Origin of the sequence: Neisseria zoodegmatis, assembly GCF_900187305.1 — a bacterium.
GTDB classification, from domain to species: Bacteria; Pseudomonadota; Gammaproteobacteria; order Burkholderiales; family Neisseriaceae; genus Neisseria; species Neisseria zoodegmatis.
Genome location: NZ_LT906434.1, coordinates 929,594 through 950,469, shown reverse-complemented (window position 1 = coordinate 950,469; position 20,876 = coordinate 929,594). Strand labels below are relative to the sequence as shown.

Annotated in this window: 22 protein-coding genes and 1 riboswitch; of the genes, 14 read left to right on the top strand and 8 right to left on the bottom strand. The window is 50.5% G+C overall.

Annotation, left to right across the window (positions count from 1 at the left end):
* Positions 1 to 76: 76 nt before the first annotated feature.
* From CKV66_RS04400 to gcvT, 7 genes are all read right to left on the bottom strand, one after another.
* A complete protein-coding gene (locus tag CKV66_RS04400; RefSeq protein ID WP_085364015.1) occupies positions 77 to 766 on the bottom strand; it encodes an aspartate/glutamate racemase family protein in 690 nt (229 codons plus the stop codon).
* 158 nt (positions 767 to 924) lie between these two features.
* Entirely contained in the window at positions 925 to 1,308 is a 384-nt protein-coding gene (gene gcvH / locus CKV66_RS04395; protein ID WP_004285714.1) for a glycine cleavage system protein GcvH, read from the bottom strand.
* A 37-nt stretch (positions 1,309 to 1,345) separates the two neighbouring features.
* Positions 1,346 to 1,471 (bottom strand): hypothetical protein, encoded by a 126-nt coding sequence (locus tag CKV66_RS12740; RefSeq protein WP_269457271.1) that lies wholly within the window; start codon positions 1,469 to 1,471, stop codon positions 1,346 to 1,348.
* 105 nt (positions 1,472 to 1,576) lie between these two features.
* Complete coding sequence (locus tag CKV66_RS04390) at positions 1,577 to 2,077, bottom strand: hypothetical protein (RefSeq protein ID WP_143773811.1); 501 nt, start codon at positions 2,075 to 2,077, stop codon at positions 1,577 to 1,579.
* Positions 2,078 to 2,199: 122 nt separating this feature from the next.
* Positions 2,200 to 3,642: an aldehyde dehydrogenase gene (aldA, locus tag CKV66_RS04385; RefSeq protein ID WP_085364017.1), complete on the bottom strand. Its 1,443-nt coding sequence runs from the start codon at positions 3,640 to 3,642 to the stop codon at positions 2,200 to 2,202.
* Between the two features lie 281 nt (positions 3,643 to 3,923).
* Positions 3,924 to 4,652 (bottom strand): abortive infection family protein, encoded by a 729-nt coding sequence (locus CKV66_RS04380; protein ID WP_085364057.1) that lies wholly within the window; start codon positions 4,650 to 4,652, stop codon positions 3,924 to 3,926.
* A gap of 74 nt (positions 4,653 to 4,726) precedes the next feature.
* Complete coding sequence (gene gcvT, locus CKV66_RS04375; protein WP_085364018.1) at positions 4,727 to 5,827, bottom strand: glycine cleavage system aminomethyltransferase GcvT; 1,101 nt, start codon at positions 5,825 to 5,827, stop codon at positions 4,727 to 4,729.
* A 178-nt stretch (positions 5,828 to 6,005) separates the two neighbouring features.
* A riboswitch (glycine riboswitch) is annotated at positions 6,006 to 6,112 on the bottom strand.
* Between the two features lie 252 nt (positions 6,113 to 6,364).
* Between gcvT and CKV66_RS04370 the strand changes: the two genes are divergently transcribed.
* The 4 genes from CKV66_RS04370 to CKV66_RS04355 all read left to right on the top strand — a co-directional run bounded on the left by CKV66_RS04370 (position 6,365) and on the right by CKV66_RS04355 (position 9,876).
* Positions 6,365 to 6,847 (top strand): Lrp/AsnC family transcriptional regulator, encoded by a 483-nt coding sequence (locus CKV66_RS04370; protein ID WP_085364019.1) that lies wholly within the window; start codon positions 6,365 to 6,367, stop codon positions 6,845 to 6,847.
* 220 nt (positions 6,848 to 7,067) lie between these two features.
* A complete protein-coding gene (locus CKV66_RS04365) occupies positions 7,068 to 7,649 on the top strand; it encodes a DUF1415 domain-containing protein (protein ID WP_085364058.1) in 582 nt (193 codons plus the stop codon).
* Between the two features lie 52 nt (positions 7,650 to 7,701).
* Positions 7,702 to 8,064, top strand: a complete 363-nt coding sequence (locus CKV66_RS04360) for a YbaN family protein (protein ID WP_085364020.1) — start codon at positions 7,702 to 7,704, stop codon at positions 8,062 to 8,064.
* 393 nt (positions 8,065 to 8,457) lie between these two features.
* Positions 8,458 to 9,876, top strand: coding sequence for a sodium:proton antiporter (locus CKV66_RS04355; RefSeq protein ID WP_085364021.1), 1,419 nt, complete (start codon positions 8,458 to 8,460; stop codon positions 9,874 to 9,876).
* A 57-nt stretch (positions 9,877 to 9,933) separates the two neighbouring features.
* Here the strand turns inward: CKV66_RS04355 and truA are convergent, their stop codons facing one another.
* Positions 9,934 to 10,746, bottom strand: a complete 813-nt coding sequence (gene truA / locus CKV66_RS04350; RefSeq protein WP_085364059.1) for a tRNA pseudouridine(38-40) synthase TruA — start codon at positions 10,744 to 10,746, stop codon at positions 9,934 to 9,936.
* Positions 10,747 to 11,218: 472 nt separating this feature from the next.
* Between truA and gltS the strand changes: the two genes are divergently transcribed.
* The 10 genes from gltS to gmhB all read left to right on the top strand — a co-directional run bounded on the left by gltS (position 11,219) and on the right by gmhB (position 20,869).
* Entirely contained in the window at positions 11,219 to 12,460 is a 1,242-nt protein-coding gene (gene gltS, locus CKV66_RS04345; RefSeq protein ID WP_085364022.1) for a sodium/glutamate symporter, read from the top strand.
* Positions 12,461 to 12,555: 95 nt separating this feature from the next.
* Complete coding sequence (locus CKV66_RS04340) at positions 12,556 to 13,578, top strand: lysozyme inhibitor LprI family protein (protein ID WP_085364023.1); 1,023 nt, start codon at positions 12,556 to 12,558, stop codon at positions 13,576 to 13,578.
* Positions 13,579 to 13,708: 130 nt separating this feature from the next.
* Positions 13,709 to 14,164 carry a DUF7832 domain-containing protein gene (locus CKV66_RS04335; protein WP_085364060.1) on the top strand — a complete coding sequence of 152 codons (456 nt, stop codon included), beginning with the start codon at positions 13,709 to 13,711 and terminating at the stop codon, positions 14,162 to 14,164.
* A 75-nt stretch (positions 14,165 to 14,239) separates the two neighbouring features.
* On the top strand, positions 14,240 to 15,319 hold the full coding sequence (locus CKV66_RS04330) for a glycosyltransferase family 9 protein (RefSeq protein ID WP_085364024.1): 1,080 nt from the start codon (positions 14,240 to 14,242) through the stop codon (positions 15,317 to 15,319).
* Positions 15,320 to 15,430: 111 nt separating this feature from the next.
* Positions 15,431 to 16,513 carry a glycosyltransferase family 9 protein gene (locus tag CKV66_RS04325; protein WP_085364025.1) on the top strand — a complete coding sequence of 361 codons (1,083 nt, stop codon included), beginning with the start codon at positions 15,431 to 15,433 and terminating at the stop codon, positions 16,511 to 16,513.
* 65 nt (positions 16,514 to 16,578) lie between these two features.
* Positions 16,579 to 17,643, top strand: coding sequence for a dTDP-glucose 4,6-dehydratase (gene rfbB, locus CKV66_RS04320; protein ID WP_085364026.1), 1,065 nt, complete (start codon positions 16,579 to 16,581; stop codon positions 17,641 to 17,643).
* A complete protein-coding gene (gene rfbA / locus CKV66_RS04315; RefSeq protein ID WP_085364027.1) occupies positions 17,640 to 18,521 on the top strand; it encodes a glucose-1-phosphate thymidylyltransferase RfbA in 882 nt (293 codons plus the stop codon). Before rfbB ends, rfbA begins: the two co-directional genes overlap by 4 nt.
* Positions 18,522 to 18,605: 84 nt before the next feature.
* Positions 18,606 to 19,148: a dTDP-4-dehydrorhamnose 3,5-epimerase gene (rfbC, locus tag CKV66_RS04310; protein WP_085364028.1), complete on the top strand. Its 543-nt coding sequence runs from the start codon at positions 18,606 to 18,608 to the stop codon at positions 19,146 to 19,148.
* Positions 19,149 to 19,224: 76 nt separating this feature from the next.
* Positions 19,225 to 20,274 carry a glycosyltransferase family 4 protein gene (locus CKV66_RS04305; RefSeq protein WP_085364029.1) on the top strand — a complete coding sequence of 350 codons (1,050 nt, stop codon included), beginning with the start codon at positions 19,225 to 19,227 and terminating at the stop codon, positions 20,272 to 20,274.
* Between the two features lie 16 nt (positions 20,275 to 20,290).
* On the top strand, positions 20,291 to 20,869 hold the full coding sequence (gene gmhB / locus CKV66_RS04300) for a D-glycero-beta-D-manno-heptose 1,7-bisphosphate 7-phosphatase (RefSeq protein WP_085364030.1): 579 nt from the start codon (positions 20,291 to 20,293) through the stop codon (positions 20,867 to 20,869).
* Positions 20,870 to 20,876: the final 7 nt, after the last annotated feature.

Sequence of the window (20,876 nt, the reverse complement as noted above, 5' to 3'; positions counted from 1 at the left end):
AATAAACTTTATTTCTGCCACTTCGCTGCCACGGCTTGCTGCCTTGTATCAAAAAAGTTGATTTGCCATATTCCGTTTAAGACAAAGCAAAATCCACCGCAGCCAGCGCATGAATTTCCGCGCTGTCAAACAGCGGCAGCGGGCAATCGTTTTCTTTCAGCAGCAAACCGATTTCCGTGCAGCCCAAAATCACACCCTCGGCGCCCTGCTCCTGCAAACGGCGCACCACTTGCTGATAATAGGCTTTGGAACCCGCCTGAATCTTGTTCAAACACAATTCCTCAAAAATAATCCGATGGATTTCCGCCTGCTCATTTTCAGACGGCATCCTAATCTCCACGCCCTGCTTGGCCATTCTCTCCGAGTAAAAACCGTCGCTCATCGTAAAGCGCGTACCCAGCAGCCCGACGCGGCTCAAACCTTTGGCTTTTACCGCCGCCGCGGTCGCATCCACCACATGCAGCAGCGGAATCCTTACGGCTTGTTCAATCACATCGGCAATTTTGTGCATGGTATTGGTGGCCAACACCAACACATCCGCGCCCATGCCCTCCAGCTTGCGCGCACTTTCCGCCAACACCGCGCCGGCAGCCGCCCAATCGCCTGCTTTCTGCAAACGCACAATTTTTTCAAAATCCACGCTGTGCATCACGATATCGGCGCTGTGGTTGCCGCCCAAGCGCGCGTTGGTTTCTCGGTTGATGATTTGGTAATACAGCACGGTACTCTCCGCACTCATGCCGCCGATGATGCCTATGGTTTTCATGATATTCCGTCGGATAATGGTTCAGACAGGCACTGCACTCAATGAAAGCTTGATGCCTGTCTGAAAATATGAATAAGTGTAGGGCGGGCATCCCTGCCCGCCGTCTCTTGCAAAAATGGCGGGCAGGGATGCTCGCCCTACTTGAACTGCCGATGGTATTAACCGATTTCGGCAGCGTATTGTTCGGCAGTCAGCAAACCGTCCAAATCGGCAGCATTGGCCGGTTTGATTTTGAAGAACCAACCTGCACCGTAAGGCTCGCTGTTTGCCGTTTCGGGCGCATCTACCAAAGCTTCGTTTACCGCTACGATTTCACCGGCAATCGGCGCGTAAACGTCAGAAGCCGCTTTTACGGATTCCACCACACCGGCCTGCTCTTCGGCAGCCAGATTCGCACCCACTTCGGGCAGCTCTACAAATACGATGTCGCCCAACAACTCTTGCGCGTGTTCGGTAATGCCCACGGTTACGGTGCCGTCGGCTTCCAAACGCAGCCATTCGTGGCTGGACACATATTTCAATTCAGCGGGGATATTGCTCATGGTTTGTTCTCCATAGGTTTCAAAATTAATACTGCCGTTATTTCTCGCATTGCTTGGTGGTTTCATTATAGCTGCCGCCTTGATCCAAGCAAGCGTCTTTCGCATCGCAGCCGGTTAAGGCCAGCGACGACAAAACGGCAGCCAAAAATAATATCTTACACATCGTGTGAATCCTCTTGTGTTCGGCCTTATGGTCAGCCTGTCTGAAAATACCGTTTTATCTTTTTCAGACGGCCTCTTGGTTTAAAGGCCGTCTGAAAACGCAGGATTATAGCTGTTTATCGGCAAGCGCCAACTTATCCAAGCATTGCACGGTATTTTTCTTTAACGAACCGTCCGGCTCGATAATGTCGTCTATCAAACAAACGCCCTGATTGCAGGATAAAACGTAATCCAACACCCGCGCCTCGCCGAAATTCTCAAAAGAAACATAAACCCGCCCGCTTTTCGTCAGCTTGTATTGAATCGTGCGGGCGATTTCCTGCCCGTCGAAATCCTGCCCCTGAATCACATAATCATAATCCATGCAGGCCACGCCTTCTGCTTCCGCCGCTTTGGAATCGCGGTTAAGTACGGCGCGGAAATCGGGCGTAAAAAACTGCTCCGGCTTAATTTCTTCCGCTTCGTCTCCTTCCGTATAGTGCGCATACAGTTTTTTCACTAAGTCCAACTTGGCCTCATCAGCCGCATGGCTTTGTTGGGAGCAAGCCGCCAAAGCGAACGGCAATAAAGCAAACGGGAGGATTTTCCACATAAAGGTTTTCATCATTTCTGCTTTTTCTTTAGCCGGTTAGTTTATCCGATAAAACACATATCGTCGGCACCAACCTAACAGGCCGTCTGAATGCGGCACTTCGTTGCAAAAAAGAACGAAGTGCCGCGTGCTTCAGATCAAATATTGGTTTCCAGATAAACCATCTGTGTTTGCAGATACTCTTCCAAACCGTGTTTGCCGTCGGCACCGCCGATACCCGATTTTTTCCAACCGGCATGGAAACCCTGCATGGTCTCGAAGTTTTCTCGGTTGATGTAGGTTTCGCCGAATTGCAGGCGGCGGGTTACGTAGAAGGCTTCGTTCAGATTGGTGGTGTACACCGAGCTGGTGAGGCCGAATTCGCAATCGTTCGCCAACGAAACGGCTTCGTCCAGCGTTTCAAAAGTGGCAATCGGCAGCACGGGGCCGAAGGTTTCCTCTTTCATGATGTCCATACTGTTATCGACATCGGTCAACACCGTCGGCTCGAAGAAATAGCCTTTGCCCTCGGCGCGTTTGCCGCCGCACACCAGCGTCGCACCTTGCGAAACGGCGCGCTGCACTTTTTCCGCCACTTCTTTCACCGCGCGCTCTTCAATCAGCGGCCCCATTTCCAACGCACCTTCGGCCGCTTCGGCAGGATTGCCGAAACGCACCGCTTTCATGGCGGCGGTCATCTTCTCGATAAATGGGTCTTTAATGCTCTTATGCACATACACGCGTTCGGCGCAGTTGCAGATTTGGCCGGTATTGCCCACGCGCGAAGCCACGATCGACTTCACCGCCAAATCCAAATCGGCGTCTTTCAATACTAGCGCAGGCGCTTTACCGCCCAATTCCAGCGACACTTTGGTAATGTTGGCCGAAGCCGCTTCCATCACTTGGCGGCCGGCTTCCACCGAACCGGTGAGGCTCACCATCGCCACTTGCGGATGCGATGCCAGCGCATTGCCGATTTCCGCGCCCGGGCCGTTCACCACGTTGAACACGCCCGCAGGCAGGCCGACGCTGTGCACGATTTCGGCAAAAATATGGCAGTTGATCGGCGTAACGCTGCTGGGCTTAACCACAATCGTATTGCCCGTAACCAGCGCAGGCCCCATTTTGCGGGCAATCAGGAAAAACGGGAAATTCCACGGCAAAATACCGCCGATCACGCCCAACGGACGCTTAAACAGGAAAATATTTTCTTTCGGACGGTCGCTCTGAATTATCTCGCCCTCATAACGGCGCGCCCATTCCGCCTGATAATCCAGATAATCGGCGGTAAACATCACTTCGATACGCGCCAAATCTTTGGTTTTACCGCCTTCGGCCACAATCGTATCCGTCAACTCGTCGGCACGCTCGCGGATGCCCGCCGCGATTTTACGCAGATACGCACCGCGCTCCACCGCCGGCACGCGTTCCCACGCAGGCTGCGCCGCATAAGCCGCTGCCACCGCTTTTTCCACATCGGCACGGCTGCCCTTCGGCTCCTGCGCAATCACCGCTTCGGTAGCCGGGTTCAACACATCGCGGTAGCTGCCTGCAAAATCAGACACAAACGCACCGTTGATATACATCGCCAATTGTTTCATGCTGTTACTCCTTTTTCCTTTATAGTGTCGGATGATTTTTATAAGTATGTGTGGTTTGGGCGTAAAGCGGAAACGGCTCTTTTTCTTGTAAAGTGATTCAAGCTGTTTTTCAGACGGCATCTTAGAAACAGATAGATATAGGTTTCGTTAAGAGGCCGTCTGAAAGTTTTGGTATGGGTAAAACAATTCTTGCTTGCTCCGCGTAGGGTGTGCGGCCTCAGCCACGCACGCATTCTCAATCATTCCCAACCAACGCGTGCGTGCTGGTGGCGCGCATATTCTTATTTATAAGCTTCCCATGTTGCCAAAAGATAACTCGCAAATGCTCCTGATAAATTAACTGCCAACTCTGCATGTCGGGGGGCGGGCTTACTTCCTACCTTACCTTTGCCATGTGCATCACTCAAACGATTGCGCATTGTTCCTAAACCTTCAATGACAGATGTACAACCACCTAAAATCTGTTTAAAAACTTCTTCTGTATGCTGTGAAGGTGAGAGATTAAGAAGATGTGCCGTTTTTTTATATAGTTTTGGTAAATCTAAATTATCTTCATAAGAAGCCTCGGCTTCATCCAATATATGTTTGCATACTGATTCAATTAAGGTGCGAGCAGAAGTAATCGCTCCTTCAGGATCTGTCGTACGCCTCTCCAATGCTTTTGACCATGCATCTTGAACATACTCTGCATCAATTGTTTTGACTATTGAAGTGATCATTTCATCAGATGGAATGGTTCTCTGCTCCAAAAAATTGAAAAGCGGCTCAAACTCTTCCCATATAAATGTACGACGCTCCCGATATGTTTCATATTTATATTTAATAAATTGCCAAAATTGATCCAAACTACGACAAGTCTGTATAAATTGAGGAACCAATCCATTAACTTTAGAGTTAGAGATAATCAAGTGCCGAAGTTTTACATATTCTTGATTACTTTCTTGCCCTCCCGTAGCCCGAGATATAAGAAGATTCTTCAAAGATTCTACATGTATAAGTAAATCATCCATGACAGTATAAATCATTGTTAATATTTAACTTTCCAGACAGCCTCTCTATAAAGGCCGTCTGAAAACTTCAAACCTTAATCAAACTGCTTCTGCCCATTCCGTACAAAAGGTAGTTTCAACACGCGCACGTCCACTTCTTTGCCGCGAATCACCACTTTGGCCGCGTCGCCTTCAAACGCTTTGGGCACACGGGCGATGGCGATGGATTGTTTCAAGCTGGGGGAAAACACGCCACTGGTGGTGATGCCTTTGCCTTGTTCGGTAACGACTTCCATGCCTTCGCGCAATACGCCGCCTTTGGCCAGCAGCAGGCCGACTTGTTTCACGTCCACACCTTTTTCTTTGAGGGCGACGAGGGCGGTTTTGCCGATGAAGTCGCGGTTTTCGTCTTTCAAGTCCACCGTCCAGCCCATGCCGGCTTGCAGGGGGCTGGTTTCGTCGTTCATGTCGTGGCCGTAGAGGTTCATGCCGGCTTCCATGCGCAGGGTGTCGCGTGCGCCGAGGCCGCAAGGTTGTACGCCGGCTTCGCGCAGGGCGGTGAAGAAGGCGGTGGCTTCGGTGCCGGGCAGAATCACTTCTACGCCGTCTTCGCCGGTGTAGCCGGTGCGGGCGACAAACCAGTCGTTGCCTAAATCTGCGCCTTGGAAGGGCTTGAGCGCGTTCACGGTTTCGGCCCATTCGGGTTTGACGGCGAGCAGTTTTTCAATGGCTTTGGGGCCTTGTACGGCGAGCATAGCGAGGTCGTAGCGGGGAGTGATTTCGATGCCGAACGCTTCGCCGACTTTGGCAAATTGTGCCAAGTCTTTTTTGCGAGTGGCGGCGTTGGATACGATGCGGTATTGGGTTTCGGCTTCGTTGGTGCGGTAAACGATCAGGTCGTCCATCACGCCGCCGTTGTCGTTGAGCATGGCGGAATAGAGGGCTTTGCCGACGAACGAGAGTTTGGCTACGTCGTTGGCGAGCAGTTTTTGCAACCATTGCTTGGCTTGGCTGCCTTTGATGTCGGAAACGAGCATGTGGGATACGTCGAACATGCCTGCGTCGGTGCGCACGGCTTCGTGTTCTTGGATTTGCGAGCCGTAGTTGACGGGCAGCTCCCAGCCGGCAAAATCGACGAGTTTGCCGCCTGCGTTTTTATGGGCTTGATTGAACGGGGTGGTTTTGAGGGTAGTCATTGCTCTGGTTCTCCATAGGTTAAGGGCTGCGATGCTCTTCACGCGCCCCTATCTGTCCTTGAACCTGAGATTTTCGGCAACAGGCCGTCTGAATCGAATGCCTGTGTGTTCGCCCGAATGTTTTCAGACGGCCTTCTCCCCTTCGGTGGGCGCAGCCGCGCCGCTCTCCAGATGATTGTGATGAAATGCAGTCCTTTTGCCTGAGCGATTTAAGGGTGTCTGCGCCTTCGGCGGCTTGCCGTACAGTTGATGTAGTACGGTGTAGCGCTCTCCTGCATCGGGTTTGATTATGGCGGGATTTTCGGCGGCGGGCAAGTTTCCTTTACATTGCGCTAAGCCTGCTCGGTACATTTGAGGCCGTCTGAAAAAACGGGAAATCGATTAAACAATATGAAGCTGAAAACTGTGTTTATTGTTACACAATATTTTAAAAAAATATGTTTTTTAAACTATTGTGCGTTAAGTTAAATTATCTTATATTAAGCTTGCAGTTGGAATGTGAATCCAATCAAAATAAATAAGAAAAAGGGCAAGAAAATGGCACAAATCACTCTGGATAAAACCGATTTAAAAATCTTGCAGGTATTACAGGAAAACGGCCGCCTGACCAATGTGGAGCTTTCCGAACGGGTGGCATTGTCGCCCTCTCCCTGCCTGCGCCGTTTGAAGCAGCTCGAAGATGCCGGCATCATCCGCCAATATGCGGCTTTGCTCTCGCCCGTGGCGGTCAAACTGGGGTTGCAGGCGTTTATCCGCGTTTCTATCGATAAAGCGGTGGAGGCGCGCGACGATTTTTCTTCGGCGGTGCAAAGCTGGCCGGAAGTATTGAGCTGCTTTGCTTTAACGGGTGAAACCGATTATCTGCTCCATGCGTTTTTTACCGATATGAACGCTTTTTCGCATTTTGTTTTGGATACGCTGTTGTCCCACCCCGGCGTGCAGGACGCTAAATCGAGCTTTGTGCTGAAAGAAATTAAAAATACTACCGCGCTGCCTTTGGGTCATTTGCATCAAGACTAAGCAACCTGATTTACTTCGAGGCCGTCTGAAAATGTTCAGACGGCCTTTCTGTATTTTGCCGCATTCAAAAACCGCCACAGCTCAACAAACACCATTTGAGGCGTGAAAACCTCATACCAAGCGGTTTGCACCGCAGAAATACGCGCTATGTATTTTCATTCGGGGTAAAAAACTTTATCATTGCAAACCGTTCTCAAATAATGCAGTTTTGAATCCAATGATGTCTGTTTGCGATAAAACCGTAGTCGAGCACACGCGCCAGTGGCTGGAAAAAGCCGTTATCGGTTTGAATCTGTGCCCGTTTGCCAAAGCACCTTATGTGAAAGGTTTGGTGAGGATAGAAGTCAGCCGTGCCAAACATCTCGACGGTTTTCTCGAAGACCTCGACCGCGAACTGCAATTATTGGGCAGTACGCCGCTGGAAGAATTGGAAACCACTCTGCTGGTACACCCTGATTTATTTGGTGATTTTTTGGTGTTCAACGATATGCTCGACTTCGCCGAGCAAGCTGTGGCGGATAACGGATTGGAAGGTGTGATTCAGATTGCACCGTTTCACCCCGACTTTCAGTTTGAAGGCACTGAAGCAGACGACATCACCAACTACACCAACCGTTCGCCTTACCCTACCCTGCATTTAATCCGCGAAGACAGCATCAGCAAAGCAGCCGAAGCTTTCCCCGATGCCGAAGCGATTTTCGGCCGCAATATGGCTTTGTTGCAGGAAATGGGCCATCAAGGCTGGAACGACTTGGAGATTCCGCGCTGCCCGTTCCGGCACGACGAAAGCGATAAACAATAATGCCGAACCGCACAAACGATAAAACCCTGCTCACTTCACACCACATAACAACATGATATTACGTCCTCTATTCTGGCTTTTCGGTGCGATTGCGCTGTTATTGGGCATTATCGGCATCTTTCTGCCGATTCTGCCCACCACCCCGTTCGTGATTCTGGCCGCCGCCTGCTGGGCGCGCGCTTCACCGCGTTTCCACCGCTGGCTTCACCAACACCGCTTTTTCGGCCCGATGGTCAAAGATTGGGAAGAACGCCGCGCCGTACCGCGCCGTGCCAAATATTTCGCATTCAGTATGATGGCCTTTTCTTGCTGCCTGATGCTTTATCAGTTTCCCGAACGCTGGTGGGTGGCGGCAGTTTCCGCTGTGTTCTGCTTTGGCGTGGCGGTGTGGATGTGGCATCTGCCCGATGCTTAAATTCTCTGTCTGCTCAAATTCTTAAGCATCATTTTCCCCGCCGGTTATCATCCATATATTCCCGATACAAACACATGCTTGTTACCGCCGCTTTTATGCCATGATTATTTTCAGACGGCCTCATGTGTCGTACAGGCCGTCTGAAAACGCGCGGTAGCAAAAGCTGACACACCGGCGTCTTTCATTTACAATTTATCCCTTTCGTAGCCGGAAAACCCATTGATGTACAAAGCGCAAACGTGCGCTCGGTCATCCAAATGCGGCCAAACCGACTCCTCAAACGGTTGTTTTTACCGCTATGATTCATCGAAGCCTTAGGTTTCGGCCGTGCGCGGCGGCTCATCTTGGCTGCCGTGTATTTCGACGACCCTCCACCATAAGGAATAATAAATAATGCGATTATCCACCGCACTTCTCCCTTTGCTGCTTGCGCCGGTGCCGGCGATGGCCGCCTCTCTCGACGGCGCCTCGCTCAGCCTGCTATGGGGCATTCCCTTCATTCTGATTCTGCTGTCGATTGCCACCGGCCCTCTGCTGTTTTCGCACACATGGCATCATCACTTCGGTAAAATCACGGCCGTTTGGACGCTGCTGTTTCTGATTCCGTTTATTTTCGTGTTCGGTTTCGGCGAGGCCGTCCACACCGTCGCCCATGCTTTGGTGGCCGAATACATTCCCTTTATCGTGCTGCTGTTTGCTTTATATACGATTTCAGGCGGCATTTTGGTATGGGGTAACTTACACGGCAGCCCGCGCCTGAATACGGCCATTCTTGCCATCGGCACGGTGTTGGCTTCGATTATGGGTACGACCGGTGCGGCCATGCTGCTTATTCGTCCGATTTTGAAAGCCAACGACAACCGCAAACACAAAGTGCATGTGGTGGTTTTCTTTATTTTCCTTGTGGCCAACATCGGCGGCGGTCTGACCCCGCTGGGCGATCCGCCACTGTTTTTGGGCTTCTTGAAAGGTGTTGATTTCGGCTGGACCGTGCAACACATGATGGTGCCCGTGCTGATCAGCTCCGTATTGCTGCTGATTCTGTTCTATTTTGTCGACAGCTATTTCTTTTCTAAAGAAGACGAAATTCTGCCGAAAGACCCTTCTCCCGACAGCAAACTGCAAATCTTCGGCAAATGGAACTTCCTGCTGCTGGCGGGCGTGGTAAGCGCGGTATTGATGTCCGGCTTGTGGAAGCCCGACCATCCCGGCGTGAATGTATTGGGTACGCCTTATCTGTTGCCCAACCTGCTGCGCGACATTATTTTGCTGGTTTTGGCCGGCATCTCTCTTGCCATCACCGCCAAACAGGTGCGTGCCGGTAATGAATTTAACTGGGATCCGATTCTCGAAGTGGGCAAACTGTTCTTGGGCATCTTCATTACCATCGCGCCCGTGATTGCCATTTTGCAGGCCGGTGAGAAAGGCGCGTTTGCCGGTTTGATTTCTTTGGTACACAACGATGCGGGCGACCCGATCAACAGCATGTATTTCTGGATGACCGGCATATTGTCTGCCTTCTTGGATAACGCGCCCACCTACTTGGTATTCTTCAACATGGCCGGCGGCGATGCCCAAGCTTTGATGAGCGGCCCGCTGTTCCACACCTTATTGGCCGTATCTATGGGTTCTGTATTTATGGGTGCATTGAGCTACATCGGTAACGCGCCCAACTTTATGGTGAAAGCCATTGCCGAACAACGCAAAGTGAATATGCCCAGCTTCTTCGGCTACATGATTTGGTCTTTCGGTATTTTGGTGCCGCTGTTTATCCTGCACACCTTCATTTTCTTCGTGTGGGAGCTGTTCTAAACAATAAGCCGCTTTAAATATAAAAGGCCGTCTGAAAATTTTCAGACGGCCTTTTCTTTACCACAGCCATTCCGGAGGCTCGGGCGTTAGTACACCCCATTCCGGCGGATAATCCACTCCTGTCAGATACAGGCCGTCGGGCATCAGCGTAGGCGGCGCATGCAGTCTGCTGCGCATCTCCATCAAACCGGCAAAATCCTGCACACTCAAGCGCCCGTCGCCCACATACACCAGCGCACCCATGATGTTGCGCACCATATGATGAAGAAACGCATTGCCGTGCAAGTCTAAAGTCATCAACGAAGGGCTGCCTTTCAATTCGGCGCTGTAAATCGTTTTAATGGGAGACTTGGCTTGGCATTCTGCCGCCCGAAAGCTGGAAAAATCGTGTTCACCCACCAATAAAGCCGCCGCCTCACGCATCTTGTCCAAATCCAGCTTTCTGCACACCCAACCCACTTTGCCAGCCAGCAAAGGGCTGCGGACGGCGGAAGACTGCAATACATAACGATAGCGGCGCCCGAACGCATCAAAGCGGGCATGAAAACGCGCATCCACAGGTTGCGCGTGCCACACCGCCACATCTTGAGGCAGATGGGCGTTTACCCCTCTTATCCACGCCTGTGTCGGGCGTTTTGCCGAAGTATCGAAATGCACAACTTGCGCCGTGGCATGCACGCCCGTATCGGTACGCCCCGCCACAATCGTGCGTATCGGCTCGCCGGCAATGCCGCTTAACGCATGTTCCAAAGCTTGCTGCACCGTGGCTACACCTCCGGCCTGCTTTTGCCAACCGCAAAAACCTTGCCCGTTATAAGAAATCATCAACGCCCAGCGCCGGGTAGATTGAGAAACTGTTTCCTGAACCATAAAACTTTGCATACCGCACTTTAAAACTTAAGCGCGTAAAAATGTGAAAACACGCAAGTATAGCAGGCAATGCCACGCCCAAACCTTCTTTAAGGGTTAAATCACACCCAAAGACCAAACCACTACGATGCCGCAAAACACCCATCAAGCAGACATGGTAGCACCCGTATTCAGCTCACACTAAAAACCTTATCCCTTAAATCCACATCACTTTTATATCTGCCCCACTTCTGCTTTCAAACGCACACGCCGCTTCACGCCTGTTGATTTTTTATAGGCACAGAAGTCGAGTTAACGCCATCAAATATTGCATTTCTCATAAAAACAAGGCAATTTTGCTAAAAAATACAGTCATTAAAAACAAACCTTTCTTTGACAAATTTTAACTCTTCCCCTAATATCGCCACGTTTAGCCACACGCAAAAATTTGCTTGCGGTTTGATTTTTACAGTTTTACCGGAAAGAAGAATCTATGGAATGGGTATTTAACAGTTATTACACACTGATTGCCGCCACCATCGTTTTGCTGGTTGGCAAAATAATGGTAAACAAAATCAAATTCTTACAAAATTTCAACATCCCCGAACCCGTAGCCGGCGGTTTGGTTGCCGCCATCATCCTGTACTTTTTACACTCGTTTTACGGCGTCAGCTTCAAATTTGAAAAACCGCTGCAAGACACGTTTATGCTGATTTTCTTCAGCTCCATCGGCTTGAGTGCAGACTTCTCCCGCCTTAAAGCGGGCGGCTTGCCGTTGGTAATTTTTACCGCCATCGTCGGCTTTTTCATCTTCATCCAAAACGCCGTCGGTGTCGGCTTGGCCAGCGTACTCGGCCTCGACCCCTTAATCGGCTTGATGACAGGCTCTATCACCCTCACAGGCGGCCACGGAACCGCCGGTGCGTGGGGCCCAGATTTTGAGAAAAACTTCGGCTTAACCGGCGCCACCGGTTTAGGCTTGGCTGCCGCCACCTTCGGCTTGGTAGCCGGCGGTTTGATCGGCGGCCCCGTAGCACGCCGCCTGATCAACAAAATGGGACGCCAACCTTTGGACGAAGCCAGCATCAAAGCCCAAGAAGCCGCTTATGACGACGACGATCCCGGCAAGAGCACCGAAGATTTGTTTGAGCATGCCGAGCAAACCCGTCTGATTACCGCCAGCTCGGCAATCGAAACCCTTGCCATGTTTGCAGCATGTTTGGCTTTTGCAGAAATCATGGACAGTATCGACAAAGAGCACCTCTACGATTTACCCAAATTCGTTTGGGCATTGGGCGGCGGTGTGATTTTGCGCAACATCCTCACCATCGTATTCAAATTCAATATGTTCGACCGTGCCATCGACGTGTTCGGTAACGCCTCTCTGTCGCTGTTCTTGGCCATGGCTCTGCTCAACCTGAAACTGTGGGAACTTACCGGCTTGGCTGGCCCCGTTACCATCATTCTGCTTGCGCAAACTCTGGTAATGGTGCTTTATGCTACTTTCGTTACCTATGTATTGATGGGCCGCAACTATGATGCCGCCGTTTTGGCAGCCGGCCACTGCGGTTTTGGCATGGGCGCAACACCCACAGCCGTTGCCAATATGCAATCCGTTACCGAACGCTTCGGCGCATCACACAAAGCATTCCTGATTGTGCCGATGGTAGGTGCCTTCTTCGTTGACTTGATCAACGTTGTTATCCTCACCAGTTTTGTAAACTTCATCAAATAAACTGAAAGCAAAATAAAAAGCACCTGTAACAGCCTTACCCGTTACAGGTGCTTTTGTTATGATGCCGTCTGAAAATCATTTTATGAGGTTTGAAAATGTATAAAAAACTACTCACTTTATCCCTGATTGCTACCGCACTCACCGCTTGCAGCGATGACGCACCTACCCAGCAAGCAAGCAACAAACTCGAATGTAACAATCCTGCCGTCGCACACAACATCCGTGCCAACGTGCAAGAAATCATCAAGCAGGAAGCCCAATCCTATGCCCGCAAAGACAGCCGGCAATTCATCGACCCCGATAAAATCATCGCGGCCGCAACACAGCTCAATATCTCGCTCAACAACCCGCAAGAAACACAAAGCAACGGCAACACCGTCTGCACTGCCGGGCTGAATATTCAAATCCCCAATGACATTTTGAATACCGCACAAACCAACAGCCCCCTGCTCTACAACAACCGCAGCATCAGCCAATTGATGCAAGAGCGCCTCACAGGCAGCCAGCTTACCTATGACGACAAAGGCGGCTTCTCACGCCCCCTTTCCTACACCCTATCCGTTTCAGACGGCCAAACCACCGTCAATTATGAAGACAACGGCTTAACCGTTGCCGCCAAAAACATCGCCACAGCCCTCATCCCCTACGGCATTAAAAGCATACTCATGATAGACGGCAAAGCCGTACCGCTCAAAGACGCCCTCAACCTCAACAACCAACCCCATGCCGAGCCGCCCCAAGCCGATCCCGAAGATATTTTGGACAACAACGCCGCCAGCAACGTCTTCGACCAAGAAGAAACCCCGGCACCCGAAATCCTCAGCCCCGAACCCAAACGTGCCGAAGTAACCTTCTCGGCCAACGAACTGGAGCAGGCAAAACAAAACAACCAAGCCGCCAACAACGAAATCAACCGGCTGTGGAACAACATGGAGCAACCCGTACAAAAAGAACTGCTCGGCGAACAACGCAGCTGGATTCAAAGCAAAACCAACCATTGCCGTCAAGCAGCCGCCCAAGCCGAAACCCCCTTGCAAGCAGAATACTTGCGCCTGCAATGCGACACCCGCATGACACGCGAACGCAGCCAATATTTACGCGGCTACACCATCCACTAACCCCCTCCTGCTCCCCAAAACACACAAGGCCGTCTGAAATTTCAGACGGCCTTTCATGTATAAAACCTCACCCTAAATATTGTATAAAATAATCAACAGCATTACCGCCATTCATAGTAAAATTTCCACCATGCACTACGATCACATCACCTTTCACACCGAAGAAAACTACCCATCTGATTTGCCTGAAGAAAATGCAGCAAATCACATGGGTTATTATTATAAATGGGCAGTATCGCAAGACCTGCACAGCCCCGAAGCGGAAGCATTGCCCCAATTTGCAGAACTGCAAAACGGCACACTTTCCGGCGCCGAATTCATACTGAACCAATTGGGTGGCGGCATAGACACCACCTGCTTCAACGACCTCGGCAACCGCTTCACCCAATACTATTATCAAGATGAAGACGAAGGCTACGGCAATTTCATCACCGACTACTTCCTAGCCTTAGGCCTCGAAAAACAAGAAGATTTCTACCGTACAGAAGATACCCGGGAAAACCAGCAGATACTGAATCAGGTTTTTCAGACGGCCTTTGATACTTGGCAACAGTCTATTTCATTTAACTTTAATCAAAATACTTAGCTCCCGCCTTCAAAATACCGCAATCCGATAATATCTATCCAACAACATCAAAAACAGTTTTAAGGAATCAATATTATGCATTTATCTAAAAAATTAGTTATTAGGTTATTTGCAAATAAAAAGAAAAACCAAGACTTTGATTTTAAAAATGTTCAATCCATTCTGATTCGCCCTATCGGAGATGCTGTCGGAGATGCTGTTGCCCACATTAATTACGCCCGCCAACTCAAAAAAGCCTATCCCAATTGCCGCATCGGCATGTTTACAACCGACAGAAACAGGGATGTATTTAAATGTTGCGAAGAAATTGATGAATTACTTGAAGACAAACCGGCCAGCTATTTAAAAAATAGAAAAAAGTGGCAGGTTTTATTGGATTTTTATGCATCTTTTACCAGCATGCACATTATTGGCGACTCCCTATTAGCACCCGAACTGATCATGGTGTTTGAGAAGCGCGCAAAAAAATACTATAGCCTCAACAATGTGCTCAATTATGACTTTCATTGCCCCCCACCGCCTGAAAACCATATCGCCGACCGCTTGCTTACTTCGGAATTTATAAGACATATTCCTTTAGAAAAAAGTAAATTCCATCTCGAAATTCCCAACCATGAACTAACCAAAGCCATATCCCTTTGGCCTGAAGCCGCAAAGCAAAAAATCCGCGTTTTGCTTGCGCCGCAAGGAAGCGACCCCAAACGGTGTATTCCGGAAGAAGATTTGGCAGAACTCTTAAACAACTGCCCTCCCGAATTATTGAATCAAGTGGAATTTGTTTTATGCAATTCTAAATTCAGCGAGCCTTATTTCGCACAACTGAAACAGCTGTGTCCGCCCGATATTTCCCTATCTCTGGCGCCTAAAACTTCCCTAAAAGAATATTTAGCTCTAACCGCCTCTGCTGATATTGCCATATGCGTTGACAGCGGCACAGTCCATTTGGCTTGTGCATTCAACAGGCCTTTATTGGCTTTTTATGCCAACTTACCCAAAAACCTTAAGATGTGGCATCCCCTTCCCAATCAAGGCGTACCATTTTTAATGGTTACCGCCAAAACTGAAAAAACACATAATTTCCCATTGCATGAAGCAAAGGGTTGGCTGAATCAACAAATAAAAAACTGCTTACAACAACAAAAAGCTTCGGCATAACGATTTAATCAAAATACACAATAAGCCTCTAAAGATTAAAAAAGGTAACATTTATATGTTAAGCAAAACTTAAAATATAAATGCTATCAAATAAAAGAAGCAACAACTTTCATGTCACTCTTTAAAAACCTCATTCTTCGTGTTTTTGCCAATAAAAAACCGAATGTAAACTTTAACTTCAAGAATGTATCTTCCGTTTTGATCAGGCCGATGGGGCATTCCGTAGGCGATACGGTTGCGCATATTGCCTACATCCGCCAGCTCAAAACCCTCTACCCCCATTGCAAAATCGGTGTGTTCACCAATGCCCGCAGCCTGCCCATCTATCAATGTTGCCGCTTGATAGATGTTTTGTTGGACGATTCATTTACCACTTGCCTGAAAAATAGAAAAAAGTGGCAAGTACACCTCGATTTTTACGAAACCTACAACAGCACGCACATCATCAAAACCGGTCTGCTGGCACCCGATATCAATATTATTTTCGGCAAAGGCAACAAAAAATATTACAACGCCGATAATGTGAAAAACTACGACTTCCATTGCCCGCCGCCTCCCAACGCCCACATTGCCACCTATTTAACAACCTCCATATTTAACCAATACTTTCCCGTCAGCGAACCCGATGTTTCTTTGGAATTGAGTGCTCAAACCTTGCGCGAGGCGGATGCCTATTGGTTAAACGGGCATGATAAAAAGTACCGCATTCTGCTTGCGCCACAAGGCAGTGAAGAAAGCCGGTGTATTCCGGCTAGTGAATTGGCCGGGCTTTTAAACGGCTGCGACCCGAAGCACATCGCTCAAGTGCAATTCGTCTTATGCAACACCCGCAACAGCCAAGCTTATTTGGAAGAATTAAAAAGCCTATGCCGTAAAGACATATGCTTGAATCTCTCGCCCGAAACCAGTTTATCCCAATACCTGTCGCTGGTTGCTTCGTCTGATATGGCAATTTGTGTGGACAGCGGCACCGTGCATTTAGCTTGCGCCTTTAAAAAGCCTCTGTTGGGTTTTTATGCCAATAATCCTGCCAACATCAGCAAATGGTATCCAATGCACCATAAAGATGTACCGAGTCTCATGGTTGTTTCCGATTTGCCTGCGCCATCAAAAGAAACCCGCCATTTTCCGTTAGCGGAAGCTATTACTTGGATGAATGCCCGCTTTCAAGAAAGTGAAGCAGCCAAACCGTAAATTTTCTATAATTAAATCATTTGATTAAGCAAACTTAATTTATCTAAGGTGCCGGCAATTTAAACATGAAACTCCTCATCACCGGCGGTGCCGGCTTTATAGGCTCCGCAGTTATCCGCCATATCATCAACCACACTCGAGACAGTGTGGTGAATCTTGATAAGCTCACTTATGCCGGCAATCTCGAATCCTTAGCATCCGTGGCAGACAACCCGCGCTATGTGTTTGAACATGCCGATATTGGCGACCGTGCGGCGCTTGAGTGGATTTTCAGCACACACCAACCGGATGCGGTGATGCACTTGGCCGCGGAAAGCCATGTCGACCGCTCTATCGACGGGTCGGCGGCATTTATTGAAACCAATATTGTCGGCACTTATACCTTGTTGGAAGCAGCGCGGGCATATTGGCAAAGCATGCCGTCTGAAAAACAGGCGTCGTTCCGTTTTCATCATATTTCCACAGATGAAGTGTATGGCGATTTGCACGGCACCGACGATTTGTTTACCGAAACCACGCCTTATGCGCCCAGCAGCCCCTATTCCGCTTCCAAAGCATCCAGCGATCACTTGGTACGGGCGTGGCGGCGCACTTACGGTCTGCCTACCTTGATTACCAACTGCTCCAACAACTACGGGCCGTATCAATTTCCCGAAAAGCTGATTCCGCTGATGATTTTAAACGCCATCGGCGGCAAGCCTCTGCCTGTGTACGGCAACGGCCTGCAAATCCGCGACTGGCTGTTTGTCGAAGATCATGCGCGGGCGTTATATACCGTCATCACACAGGGAAAAGTAGGCGAAACGTATAACATCGGCGGCCACAACGAAAAAACCAACCTCGAAGTTGTTGAAACCATCTGCACGCTGCTCGAAGAATTGATGCCGCAAAAACCCGCGGGCGTCGCAGCCTATCGTGATTTGATTACCTTTGTGGACGACCGCCCCGGGCACGACGCGCGTTATGCCATAGACGCCTCGAAAATCAGCCGCGAGCTTGGCTGGACACCGCAAGAAACCTTCGAATCCGGCATCCGCCAAACTGTGGCATGGTATTTAAACAACCGCAGCTGGTGGCAGCATGTGCTCGACGGCTCCTACCGGCTCGAACGCTTGGGAGCGGCAAAATGAAAGGGATTATTCTCGCAGGCGGATCAGGCACTCGGCTTTACCCGATTACACGCGGCGTATCCAAGCAGCTTTTGCCCGTGTACAACAAGCCGATGATTTATTACCCTTTATCGGTTTTGATGCTGGCCGGAATCCGCGATGTGTTGGTGATTACCACGCCCGAAGACAACGCCGCTTTCCGCCGCCTTTTGGGAGACGGCTCCGATTTCGGCATCCGCATCGATTACGCCGAACAGCCCAGCCCCGACGGTTTGGCACAGGCTTTCATCATCGGCGAAACATTTATCGGCAGCGATAAAGTATGCTTGGTGTTGGGCGACAATATTTTTTACGGCCAATCGTTTACCCAAACCTTGCAGCAAGCCGCCGCGCGTGAATCGGGGGCAACGGTTTTTGCTTATCAGGCCAAAAATCCCGAGCGCTTCGGTGTAGTAGAATTCGACAAGTATTTCAAAGCTTTGTCTATCGAAGAAAAACCGCGAAAGCCCAAATCCGACTGGGCGGTTACCGGCCTGTATTTCTACGACAACCGTGTAGTCGGTTTCGCCAAACAAGTTAGGCCGTCTGAAAGGGGCGAACTGGAAATCACCAGCATCAATCAAATGTATTTGGAAGACGGCTCGCTCAACGTACAGCTTTTAGGCCGCGGCTTCGCTTGGCTGGACACCGGCACGCACGAAAGCCTGCACGAAGCTGCCTCGTTTGTGAAAACGGTGGAACACCTGCAAAACCTGCAAATCGCCTGCTTGGAAGAAATCGCCTGGCGCAACGGCTGGCTTTCAGACGGCCAACTCGAAACCTTGGCTGCGCCCATGTGTAAAAACGATTACGGCCGCTATTTATTGCGTTTATTGGAAAGCCGCGAACATGGCTCTTAAACAGGCAACCGGGCCGCAAACATGATTTTTCAGACGGCCTCATATAGTTAAGGCCGTCTGAAAACCCAAACCGACCACACTGATATGAACATCATCGCCACCGCCATACCCGAAGTGAAAATCCTCGAGCCGCAAGTATTCGGCGACGAGCGCGGCTTTTTTATGGAAACCTTCCGCGACCAATGGTTTAGAGAAAACGTCTGCAACCGCACTTTTGTGCAGGAAAACCATTCCAAATCCGCCGCTGGCGTTTTGCGCGGCCTGCACTACCAAACCGAAAACACCCAAGGCAAGCTCGTGCGGGTGGTTTCCGGCAGCGTGTTTGACGTGGCGGTGGACTTACGCCGTACGTCGCCCACTTTCGGCTGCTGGGCCGGCGCGGTTTTGTCTGCCGACAACAAACGCCAACTGTGGGTGCCGGAAGGCTTTGCCCACGGTTTTTATGTACTGGGAGACGGCGCGGAATTCGTGTATAAATGCACCGATTACTACAACCCGCAAGCCGAGCATTGCCTACTGTGGAACGACCCGTCGGTGAATATCCGCTGGCCGCTCGCGGGCGAGCCGCAGCTGTCGGCCAAAGATGCGGCCGGTAAAACGCTTGCCCAAGCCGTTGTTTTTGAATAATGTCGGTATTTCCTTTTCAGACGGCCTCATCCGCTCTGAGGCCGTCTGAACATTTATGTGAATCATTGTGAACCTTATGAACCCTATCGCCATCAGCATCAACCGATTCAACCGCGGCGGCGGCATGGAAAGCTATACTTTCGACATCGTCCGCGCGCTGGCCGCACAAAACATACCCGTTCGCGTTTATGCCTCAAGGTTCGACACTTCCCTGCCCGAATACGCGCAAATCGACGCGCAAACCGTTAATCAGAAACGCATTCCCAAAAAACTGCGCCCGTTTTTCTTTGCGCGCCAGTTGCAGAAACTGCGCCGAAACGGTGAACGGCTGATCGCCTGCAATCCCAGCGACCACGCCGATATTTTCGTCTGCGGCGGCACGCATCTGGGCTATTTACGCGGTATGCAGCAGCAAGCCACCCTGCTCGACAAACTCACCATCCGCCGCAACCGCACCAATTACCGCACCGCCCAATCCATCATGGCGCATTCCGCTTTGATGCAGCGCGAGCTGGTCGAACTCTACGGCGTGAACCCGAACAAAATCCGCGTCGTGTATCCGCCCGCCGACACGCAACGCTTCTTCCCCGTGCCCGAAGAAACCGCCAACCTCCGCCGCAAATACGGTTTCGGCGAACACGAAACCGTGTTCCTCTTCCCTTCCACCGGCCACAAACGCAAAGGTTTGGACATGCTCGCCGCCTTTTTCGAGCACACCCGTTTGCCGGTAAAACTCGCCGTGGCCGGTTCGCCGCTGCCCCGCCCGATGAACAATGTCATCGAACTCGGCTTCTGCAAAAACATGCCCGAACTTTACCGCGCCGCCGATTTCACCATCATGGCCTCGTTGTACGAACCTTTCGGATTGGTGGGTGTAGAATCCGTGTTGAGCGGCACGCGCGTGGTGTTGGCCGACAACATGGCCTGCACGGAAGTGATGAACGACCATGCCGGTTTCTTCTTCTCTCGTGCGCGCCCCGAAACACTGGCCGCCGCCGTTGAACAAGCCGTCGCCCTCAAACAAAGCGGCACGCACAAACTGGCCGACCCGCAACAGGCATTAACTTACAACCCTTCTTTAGAACAACACATTACCGAGCTTCAAACCATGCTTGAGGCCGTCTGAAAAAGGTATCCGAACCATGAAACTGATTATTCTCGACCGCGACGGCGTGATTAACCATGACCGCGACGACTTCGTAAAATCCGTCGACGAATGGGTGCCCATCGAGGGCAGCATGGACGCGATTGCGTTTCTCGCCGAAGCGGGCTACACCATAGCCGTGGCCACCAACCAATCCGGCATCGGCCGCAAATTCTTCACCGTGCAAGACCTGACCGAAATGCACACCAAAATGCACCGCTTGGTACAACAGGCCGGCGGCAAAATCGACGGCATTTGGTTTTGCCCGCATCTGGCCGACGACAACTGCGACTGCCGCAAACCCAAGCCCGGTATGATTACCGACATCATCGAACGCTTCAACGCCGATACCGCCGAAACTTGGCTGGTGGGTGACAGCCTGCGCGATTTGCAGGCGATTGATGCAGTCGGCGGCAAATCCGCGCTGGTGCTGACCGGCAAAGGCAAAAAAACGCTCGAAAACCAAGGCGACGACCTGCCCGAACGCACGCAAATCTTCGACAACCTGCTGGCTTTTTCGCAATACCTGATGCAGGAAAACGCACGCCAGCAGGCGGCAGAACATCAGGCCGTCTGAAAACCTA